The following is a 10,040-nucleotide window of genomic DNA, read 5'->3' on the forward strand; positions in this document are numbered from 1 at the left end:
GTCTCATGCACGACCACATGGGTCACCATCTCCGAGTGTTTCTGTCCGCAGTATTCGGCACACATCAGAGGATAAGTCCCTGCTTTAGTGGCGTTAAACCATTCCTGCGTATAGCGTCCCGGCACGACGTCCATCTTGGTGCGGAATGCGGGAATCCACAGGCTGTGAATCACGTCATCCGAAGCCATGGTTAAAGTAACGTTCTGATCTTTCGGAATATGCAATTCGCTTTCAATCCAGCCATTCGGATATTTGAAAGCCCAGGACCACTTTTTGGCGACCACATCAATTTCATACGAGGAAGCAGGGGGCGTTCGCATATCGAGGTACGAAGTGAAACCGACCCAGAACATGACAATCGTCAGGAGTGTGGGAATCACAGACCAGGAGAGTTCCAGAGGCAGGTTATGCGTGACGGTCACTTCTGCTTCCACTCCCGGACGATGACGGTATTTGATCATGAACAAGACCATGATACCGACGATCAGCACGAAGAAAAACGTGCAGACATACAGAATAAAGAAGTAGACAGAATCGACGCCCTCTGCCACTGTGGACCCTTGAGACGGGAACCAGAACCCGGCGTCTGCATTCGCTAAAAAATTAGGGATGAATAGTTTCATCTGCATTCACACAATCAACTGTTGAGTGTTAAGGTATTAACCAAACCGATCAAAACACAATCTTATTTGTCCGATGATTCCTAAAGCTTTCAGGAACCGTCAGCTTTTTCCAATGTTTGTGCCTGAACCATTTCACTGTCATGTCTGCCTTTTCGACCCCGCCAATACGGAATCAAAACGACCGTTAAGATAAAGACGGTAGCGAAGCCACCGATTTTCATAATATTCCGCGCTGTCGGAGCATATCGACCGCTGTCTGCATCGTAGTGAAAACAAAACAGTAAAAACCGATCAATGGTTGTACCAATCTTGCCTTCAGACGCTTCCACCAACGCTAATTTCAAAGTCTGTTCCGGAAATTGCACTCCATATAAATATCTGGAAATGCGACCGTCGGGCGTACACACGACCAATACAGCCGGATGTGCAAATTCCTTACGTTCCTCGATATATTTGTATTGTATTCCAATGGCGTTTGCCAGATCGGTAATCGCCGCCTGTTCGCCACACAGGAAATGCCAGCCGGCGGCTGTTCCTGCACGATTATATTCTTTGAAGTATTTCTGTTTAGTTAAATTGGCTCTCTGATAGGTTTCTTTCGGATCAATGCTCACCGAGACAAAATCAAACTGTTGACTCGCTGACCACTCTAAATCCTTCAAACCTCTGACCAGAGCCGTCAGCTGTAACGAACACAGCATCGGGCAGTTAGAGTAGTTCATCGACAGAATCACCGGTCGATTCTTTTTAAAATAATCTTCGAGCTTAACGTGTTTTCCAGTGCTGTCCTGAAAGTCCAGTCCCAGAGGCAGGCGCGTGTCGGGATGCTCGATCACATCCAGAGTCTCAATACTCTTCGGCGCTTTTTCCATACGATCTGCCTGCACGGGCATCACACAAAATGCCCAGAAGAGAATCGTCAGAATAAAGTACTGAAAAGGTTTCATGGTTTCTTGGTTTTTGCTTGTTCCTGCTTCTGCTGTTCTTCCTGAACGACAATCTGCATCGCCTGGTCAATGGGTATGGCAACGATATTTTTATCCTGATCAATCCATCGGTATTCCGTCAGAGCAGCCGCCTGATTGGCCAGAATACTATCTGCGTTTTGCTCCGGAACCAGAATCACTTTCTCTACGTTTTCCGACTTCTCAAACGACTGATCCAGAGCGGCAACCGCAAAGACCAGGAAAAAAGTAATGATGGTTCCCACGATCCCGACAAAAGCGATCATCGTGGTATCGAGATCATCATAGACTGCTTTATGATCCGACATAGTAAATTCTCTTATTCTAAAAGGCGCTGATCTTCAACAGATCAGACGGTGATTAAATATTGTGAAACTCGAGTGATTCTTCCAGACGAGGATCCCTGACCGGCATGATTGATTTATGATCGGCAAATTTCAGTAAGCCGGCAACATAAATTCCGCCGACGCCGATCGTACAGCAGACATCGACCAGAATCATTCCCATCGAGACACTCATGGTTTCGCTTCCGGTTTTTGCATTCGGCAACACCAGCCAGAAAATGTCGATCCAGTTCATGACCAGCAGGTAAACGGCCCAGAAAAACAAAGCTTTCGGGTTCCGCTTCATCCAGCGAGACATAAAAAACACAAACGGTATCGCAAAGTGTCCGATGACCAGGATCAGAGAAACCGTTCCCCAGCCATGCGACTGACGATGCAGGAAAAAGATGGTTTCTTCCGGAATATTCGCGTACCAGATTAACAGATACTGAGAAATCGCAATGTAAGCCCAGAAGCAGTTAAAGGCAAATAATAACTTGCCGACATCGTGCAGATGCTCAATCGTGACAGGATCGTGTAGTAAGCCTTTGCTGCGCAGATAAATCAAAGTGATGGCAAGCATGCTGAAGAAACCGACCAGACCAGCGGCAAAATAGTAAATACCGAAAATGGTACTGAACCAGTGCGGGTCCAGCGACATGATAAAATCGATGGCTGCAAAGGAGACTGTGAATGCAAACAGCAACAGTCCCGGACCGCTGCGGCGTTCCATCAACAGCGTTAATTCAGGGTCGCCATTTTCGTCCTGGGCCACAGACTTATACAAAAAGAACCGCGCCAGAAAGATCCACGAACCGAAGTAGATCAGATACCGGAGCGCAAAAAATCCGCTGTTCAAGTACGGTGCTTTCGCCTGCAGCAGTTGATCGGCGGCTACATTCTTAGCGCTCGCCCATGAATATAAAATATCATTTCCGGCAAGGGTCAGCAGCACAATTGGCAGCACCAGCACGGCCAGAGGAATCACGCCCATCGCGATAAACTCAGAGATTCTGCGTAACACAACGCTCCAGCCGGCGCGCGTCAACTGCTGAATCATCACAAAGAACAGAGCGCCCAGCGAAATGCTCAAAAAGAAAAACGTACTTTGTAAATACGAGAAGGCAAACTTTTCCATCCCGTTTTCGCTGAACCACCCTAACACAAAGGCGACCGGCAGCAGGATAGAACAGCCCAGCGCCACTTTCATGGGGAGCGGCCCCAGTTCTGCCAGTGTATGAACTTGAATCTTGTTTTTAGTGTCAGGTGAAGTATGCATAACTTTTCTTGTTTAGAACGAAATAAAATTCAACAAGTGGCCTGTGGCGTTTACTTATTATTTAGTGTCCCGAAGTTTTCTTTTTTCTGCTTCAGGAATGGTAGTCGCATCGATTTCATGACTCTTCTGCAGTGCTCTCAGATACAACACAATTGCCCAGCGATCTTCCGGTGGAACTTGTGCGCCATACGCGGGCATCTTGCGGACACCATGTGTGATGGTGTGATAAAGACGACCCACGGGAAGCTTTCGCACATTGTCCGTATGGTATGAAGCTGGTTTGACCCAGGTTCCCTGCTGCAAGTCCATTGCTCTCAACGAAACCAGACCGTCCCCTTCGCCGCCGAGACCGTGACAGGCAGAGCAGTAAATCCGATACCGTTCCTTGCCGCGGGCCATCATTTTTTCCGTGACAGGCATCGGAAATTCCGTCACCCAGGGAAGTTTCTCGAGCTTGCTGGCTTCAGCAGCGGCAGCGTCTACAGCCGGGTCAGCCGGTTTTTCCGCAGGTGTTTTTGCAGCATCGGCTTTGGGATCAGCCGGTGGCTTTTCCTCTGTCTTTTTCGCATCTGTCTTTTTCTCATCCTGCAACGCGATGACGACCACGTCCTGATCTTCAGGCAGATATTTCAATCCATAATAGAATGGAATATTGTCATCTTTAAACTGACCGCGAGGAATGGTGCCTTTGATATTGGGGCGTACTTCCCGGCCGTCGGGGAACAGGTTGGTGGTATTCTGCGCCTTCAGTTTCGGCTGAAAATCCATATCGGGCACAATGTGAATGCGCGGCGAATTTGTAGTTGTCGAGCGTTTATAGGCAACCAGCGCCGGCGGCATAAGCAGCAGCACGCCCACCAGAGCCAAAGCCAGCTTGAGATTACGCGGCAGTTTGGGAGATTCCACGTCGGACCAGAATTCTTCGACCCCAATCGGGTTTAACGAATGCAGAAACTCGCCGGAATCAATCTCGGAAAACTTCGCATCTTTGGCATCCATGCTAATGAAAAACCGGTCATTCGTCGCACGGCGGAAGGCTTCTGACTTGAACAACGGATTGTAGAGCTTCGGCAACTGGTTCAAAACCAGCATGCCGAAAAACGCACCGAAGGCGGCTAACAACACGGACAGTTCAAAAGTAATCGGAATACAGGCCGGAATACTGAAGAGCGGCTTACCGCTGATCAGAAACGGATAATTAACAGCGTTCATCCAGTACTGCATGCCGATTGCAATCGTACCGCCGGTCAATCCACAGGCGGCAACGATCCAGGGTAGAATCGTCCACTTGATGCCCATCGCCTCATCGATCCCGTGCAGCGGGAAAGGAGTGTGCGTGTCCCATTTGCGGTAGCCGGCATCGCGGACTTTCTTTGATGCTTCGATCAACGCATTTGGATCATCGAACTCGGCAAGTAACCCGAGAAGCTCAGGTTCTGCTTTGGTTTTTACTGGTTGTTCGATTGTGGTCGCCATAATCTTTTTTATTCAACTAATGAGTTAAGTCGTAACTGACCGTGATCCCGCAAATACAGGTTTTAGTGATGATCGCTCTTGCCGCCGGGCCGGGGCATCACACTTTTCACTTCTGCCATCGCCACCATCGGCAGGAACTTGCAGAAGAGCAGGAACAACGTCATGAACAGACCGAAACTACCAATTAACATTAACACATCGACGATCGTCGGCTTGAAATAACCCCAGCTGGAAGGCAGGAAGTCACGGCTCAACGAGGTCACTGTAATCACAAAACGCTCAAACCACATACCAATATTCACGAACACGCACACCACAAAAATCATCCAGGGCGTAGTTCGAATTTTCTTGATCCAGAATAACTGCGGGCTGATCACGTTGCAGGAAACCATGATCCAGTAGGCCCAGGCATAGGGACCAAAGGCACGGTTAATAAACGCAAATGTTTCGTAGCGGTTACCGCCATACCAGGCAATGAAAAACTCCATCGCGTAGGCGTAACCCACCATGGTACCGGTGGCAATAATCACCTTGGTCATGTTCTCCAGATGGCGATCGGTCAGCAAGTCCTGAATCCCGCAAATCGTCCGGGCGGGAATCATCAGAGTCAGCACCATCGCGAAACCACTGAAAACGGCCCCGGCAACGAAGTACGGAGGAAAGATCGTGGTATGCCAACCGGGCAACTGCGAAACGGCAAAGTCAAAACTAACGATGGTATGCACACTTAACACCAGCGGCGCTGCCAGAGCTGCCAGCAACAGATACGCTCTTTCGTAACGGTGCCAGTGTCGCGAAGAACCATTCCAGCCAAGTGAAAACAGACCATAGGCGAATTGCTGAATCTTTCCGGTCGCTCGATCCCGTAATGTTGCCAGGTCGGGAATCATGCCCATGTACCAGAACAACAGGGAAACCGTTGCGTATGTCGAAACAGCAAATACGTCCCACAGCAAAGGACTGCGGAAGTTGGGCCACATTGCCATCTGGTTGGGAATCGGAAACAGCCAGTAGGCCAGCCAGACGCGACCAATATGAATTCCGGGAAACACGCCCGCACAAATCACAGCGAAAATGGTCATCGCTTCCGCAGCTCGGTTGATCCCGGTACGCCAGTTCTGGCGGAACAGGAACAGAATCGCGGAGATCAAAGTACCAGCGTGACCGATACCGACCCAGAACACGAAGTTCACAATCGGCCAACCCCAGAATACAGGGCTGCGGTTACCCCAGACCCCGACACCGGTGATGATCAAATATCCGATCAGACCAAATAACATTCCCATCAGGGAAGCCGAAATTCCCAATGCCACATACCAGGCTGTGGGAGTTTTACATTCAGCCAGTCGACAGACGGCGTCCGTTACAGTCCCATAGTCGTGCGCACCGGTAACAAGCGGAGTTCGCTTGCCGGGAACTTCGATTGTTGTGTCAATTGGCTTTGCAGTTACTGAAGCCATGGCTTTTGATATCTTTGCTCTATAAATTCAAAAGGATTGGTTAAACTAACCGTCACAATAAAAATCGTGTCTCTTTAGTCACTACTAATGTTTTTCCGCTTTTTCCTGATGCCCCGCTTCAGCGTGTGCTTCTCCGTGTCCGTGTCCTTCTGAAGCAGGTTTGGCCAGAGAAGGATGCGGATTCAGAATGCGCGCCAGGTAAGCAGTTCTGGGTTTGATATTCAATTCCGCCAGAACGGCATAAGATCGAGGGCTCGCATGCGCCTGGGCCACGCGGCTCTTTTCATTTTTCAGATCACCGAATTCGATCGCTTTCGCGGAACACGCCTGCTGACAGGCCGTCACGATTTCACCATCTTTGATGGGCCGCTGATCATTTTTGGCTTCGATCTGCACCGCCTTGATACGCTGCACACAGTAAGTACATTTTTCCATAACCCCGCGATGACGCACGGTCACTTCAGGATTCAGGACCAGTGCCTGCAGTTTTCGATTTGGATCTTCATAGACTTTGTTAAAGTTGAAGTAATTGAAGCGACGGACTTTGTACGGGCAGTTATTGGCACAATAACGGGTTCCGACACAGCGGTTGTAAACCATGTCATTCAACCCTTCATCCGTATGAACCGTCGCAGCGACCGGACAAACCTGCTCGCAGGGAGCCAGTTCGCATTGCTGACACAACATCGGCTGAATGGAAACGCCGGGATTATTAACATCGTCACCGGTAAAGTAACGGTCCACTCGCAGCCAGTGCATTTCACGGCTTTTAATAACCTGTTCCCGTCCAACAACCGGAACGTTGTTTTCTGCCTGACAGGCAACCGAACAGGCATTACAGCCAATGCACTTGGTCAAATCGATGGACATCCCCCAGGCTTGTCCCTCGTAGGAAAGTTCTTCCCACAATGATTCCAGGGGAGGATGATGAACCACATGTTTGGCAAAATCGGGATGCGATTTGTATTCACTCACCGTCCCTTCACGAACGAGTTGTCCCACGCGTCCATGAATTTCACCCGCACCAACGTTATCAATACTGTGGTGATCCTGGGTGATGGCCAGTTCGTATTCTTTGCCTGTTTTTTCGACTTTCAGACCAGCCGCAAAATTCATTGCTGCTTTGGATTGCAGAGCCGCAATGTTTTCACCCACAGGCTTGACATCGCGGGCGACATCACCGCCCACCAGACCGGCGGCAGTGCGTCCATAACCCAAGGCAACCGCGATCGAACCCGGAGCCTGGCCCGGAAGGACGTAAACTGGTAATTCGATGGACTTTCCGTCCAGAATCAGCTTGACGACAGAACCGAATTCCACTCCCAGCTCTTTCGCTGTTTTGGGAGCAATAATGGCCGCGTTATCCCAGGTAATTTTCGTCAGATTATCGGGAGTTTCCTGCAACCAGCCACTGTTGGCAAAACAACCATCATACAGCTGCGGGCTGATGTAAAACACCAGTTCCATCTCTTCACCGGTGACTTCGCTGCTTTTCACAGCAGGCAGTTCTTTGACTTTGGGAGAGACAGCTTCCAGAGCGCTTCCCTTCAAAATGCCGTCATGCACCAGCCGACGCCAGGAGGCGTTAACCGCCATTGAATCCAGGGAGCCTTTGACGGCCTCTTTCACCAGATCCAGGGCAACCGGATGTTTTTCGCCACACAAAATGGCCAGCAGTTCGACTTCTGATTTTCCATCGTGCAAAGGCTCAATCAATGGCTGCGCGACACACAGTGTTCCATCGTAAGAACGGGCATCCCCCCACTGCTCGAACGGATGTGTTTTGGGCAGATGCCATTTACACAGCAGGGAGGTTTCATCTTCGTACTCACCCAGATGCATTGAGTGAGGCACTTTGGTCAGAGCGGAGACCAGATCGATATCGCCGGGTGCATTGTAGGCAGGATTTCCGCCCAGAATTACCAGCGTCTCAACAGAGCCGGCCTGCATTTCGGCGGTTAATTCCCGTAATGCTTCGACTGCAGAAAGATCTCTTGCCAGCGGCTCTTTGGAATACCGAATTGTTTTACCGACGTTCCCCAGCTGTTCATTCAGCTTACAAACGCGGGCATGCAGTTCAGCCGGTTGACTTGAACCAATGGCAATCAAACCTGCACCCTGATTGGCGACGAGGTCTTCTGCCATTGCAGCCAGAACCTTAGCCGCGTATTCGTCGCCGGTAGCCTCAGGTTTTTTGCCGGACAAGCGAGATTGAATCTGCTCTTCCAGTTTGGAAAGATAGGAAGCAATATCCACAGAACGGGAAGGCAGGCGATGGTCGGCGGCGAGGCCGGTGGTGGTGAACCGGCTTTCGACTGCGTACATGCGGTTCATTTCGCCGGCAGCGGGATCGCGGCGGGCCGCCCATTCGCGCGTATGCAGCATGCCTGCGGGGTGCTCGGAAAGCAGATCCTCATCCAGACAGACCACAATATTCGCTTTACTCAAGTCGAAGTGCGGACGAACGGCTTCCCCAAACGCCAGTTTTGTCCCTGCATAGACATTATCGCGCGAGTTGGCAGTATAATCATACCAGCGTGCCTGCGGGTACAAGGCTGCAAACTTCTCCTGAAGATTCTTTCTGGCGGCTGAAGAACTCACATCAGCCAGAACCCGCAGCTTGGCGCCACCGTCCTGTCGTGCCTGACCCAGCACTGTATCAGAGTATTCCAGAAACGCCTGCCAGTCACGCGCATAACGCGTGCCTTCTTTGCGCTCCACGACCCCCACAGTCCGGTCGGGATCGTATAGCGACAGCGTTTCCGATTGTGCAAAAACTGTCGATGAGCCCCGATTTTGAGGAGAATCAGGGTTGCCTTCCACTTTAATCGGCCGACCGTCATAGCAGGTTACCAGCAGACTTTCAGCCTGACCACCCAGTTCCATGAACGTGGCGTATTTCTGCGGCATTCCGGGAATGCGGCCTTCCGGACGCGAGACACTTGGAGAAATCTTTTCATCTTCCCAACGGCAGCCTGAGACCCCAGCCAGAGCTACAGACGCACCCATCAACTGCATCCAGCGCCGCCGCGAAACCCCTTCCGGGTACTCGGAAGCCGCTACTGGAAACTCGCGATGCAAAATTTCTTCAAAACCCGGCGTGGAATGCAATTCATTCAAACTTCGCCAATACTTTTTATCCACAACCGAACCCCTTAGCGGTGACACGTAGAACAATTTGTAGAAGGATTCAAATTCAGTTCCTTCCGAACCTTTTCACCCACCTCATACGGATCTCCATCAGCCACCCAGTCGAGCTTGGTGACAAACTCCGGCGGACGAAGATTAGGCTCAGGATGCCGATGGCATTCCAGACACCAGCCCATACTCAGCGGTTTGACCTGCGTTACTTTTTCCATCTTGTCGACCCGACCATGACAGGCAACACAGCTCACACCACGACGAACGTGGGCACTATGATTAAAATAAACATAATCCGGCAAGTCATGCACACGACGCCACTGAATTGACTTATTCGTCGCCTGACTCTCACGAACGGCAGACAGCCTGGTACTTGTCGAATGAACAGAAACCGTATTCACAACGCCGTTCACATCAGCGCCACTGTGGCAATTCAAACAGGTGGCGGTCGGAGGAATGGCGGCATGCCCGGCCACTTCCACGGTATTATGGCAATAGCGGCAATCGAGCTTCAGTTTTCCGGCATGCAATGCATGGCTGAAAGGCAGAGGCTGCTCGGGCTGATATCCCACGTCGGTTGTCTCAGGACTGGCCCCGAAAGCCACCATACCCAAGACATACAAAGCGCCAACACCGCCCAGCGCACCCAGCACTGAAACAATTGAATTCGCCCATTTCGGAAACAGAAAACGATCCATTTTGATATACCTGATAAGACCTTTCGAGCAAGACCATCTCCCCAGAGCAAATTCTGACCCTGGAAATGATGTGGC

Annotated in this window: 8 protein-coding genes; all 8 read right to left on the minus strand. The window is 50.6% G+C overall.

Annotation, left to right across the window (positions count from 1 at the left end; translation table 11 throughout):
- Positions 1-623 (minus strand): cytochrome c oxidase subunit II (gene coxB / locus Q0294_RS01360; protein WP_299460025.1); only part of this gene is annotated, 623 nt, incomplete at its 3' end.
- An 89-nt stretch (positions 624-712) separates the two neighbouring features.
- A complete protein-coding gene (locus Q0294_RS01365) occupies positions 713-1,570 on the minus strand; it encodes an SCO family protein (RefSeq protein ID WP_299460028.1) in 858 nt (285 codons plus the stop codon).
- On the minus strand, positions 1,567-1,896 hold the full coding sequence (locus Q0294_RS01370) for a hypothetical protein (protein WP_299460030.1): 330 nt from the start codon (positions 1,894-1,896) through the stop codon (positions 1,567-1,569). The genes Q0294_RS01365 and Q0294_RS01370 overlap by 4 nt, the downstream gene beginning before the upstream one ends.
- 52 nt (positions 1,897-1,948) lie before the next feature.
- Positions 1,949-3,190, minus strand: coding sequence for a quinol:cytochrome C oxidoreductase (locus Q0294_RS01375; RefSeq protein ID WP_299460033.1), 1,242 nt, complete (start codon positions 3,188-3,190; stop codon positions 1,949-1,951).
- A 57-nt stretch (positions 3,191-3,247) separates the two neighbouring features.
- Positions 3,248-4,666: a quinol:electron acceptor oxidoreductase subunit ActD gene (locus Q0294_RS01380; RefSeq protein ID WP_299460036.1), complete on the minus strand. Its 1,419-nt coding sequence runs from the start codon at positions 4,664-4,666 to the stop codon at positions 3,248-3,250.
- Positions 4,667-4,728: 62 nt separating this feature from the next.
- Positions 4,729-6,126 carry an NrfD/PsrC family molybdoenzyme membrane anchor subunit gene (nrfD, locus tag Q0294_RS01385; protein WP_299460039.1) on the minus strand — a complete coding sequence of 466 codons (1,398 nt, stop codon included), beginning with the start codon at positions 6,124-6,126 and terminating at the stop codon, positions 4,729-4,731.
- Between the two features lie 84 nt (positions 6,127-6,210).
- Complete coding sequence (locus Q0294_RS01390) at positions 6,211-9,270, minus strand: TAT-variant-translocated molybdopterin oxidoreductase (protein ID WP_299460042.1); 3,060 nt, start codon at positions 9,268-9,270, stop codon at positions 6,211-6,213.
- Positions 9,271-9,281: 11 nt separating this feature from the next.
- Entirely contained in the window at positions 9,282-9,965 is a 684-nt protein-coding gene (locus tag Q0294_RS01395; RefSeq protein WP_299460045.1) for a cytochrome c3 family protein, read from the minus strand.
- Between the last annotated feature and the right edge of the window lie 75 nt (positions 9,966-10,040).

The organism is uncultured Gimesia sp. (assembly GCF_937919775.1).
GTDB lineage: Bacteria > Planctomycetota > Planctomycetia > Planctomycetales > Planctomycetaceae > Gimesia.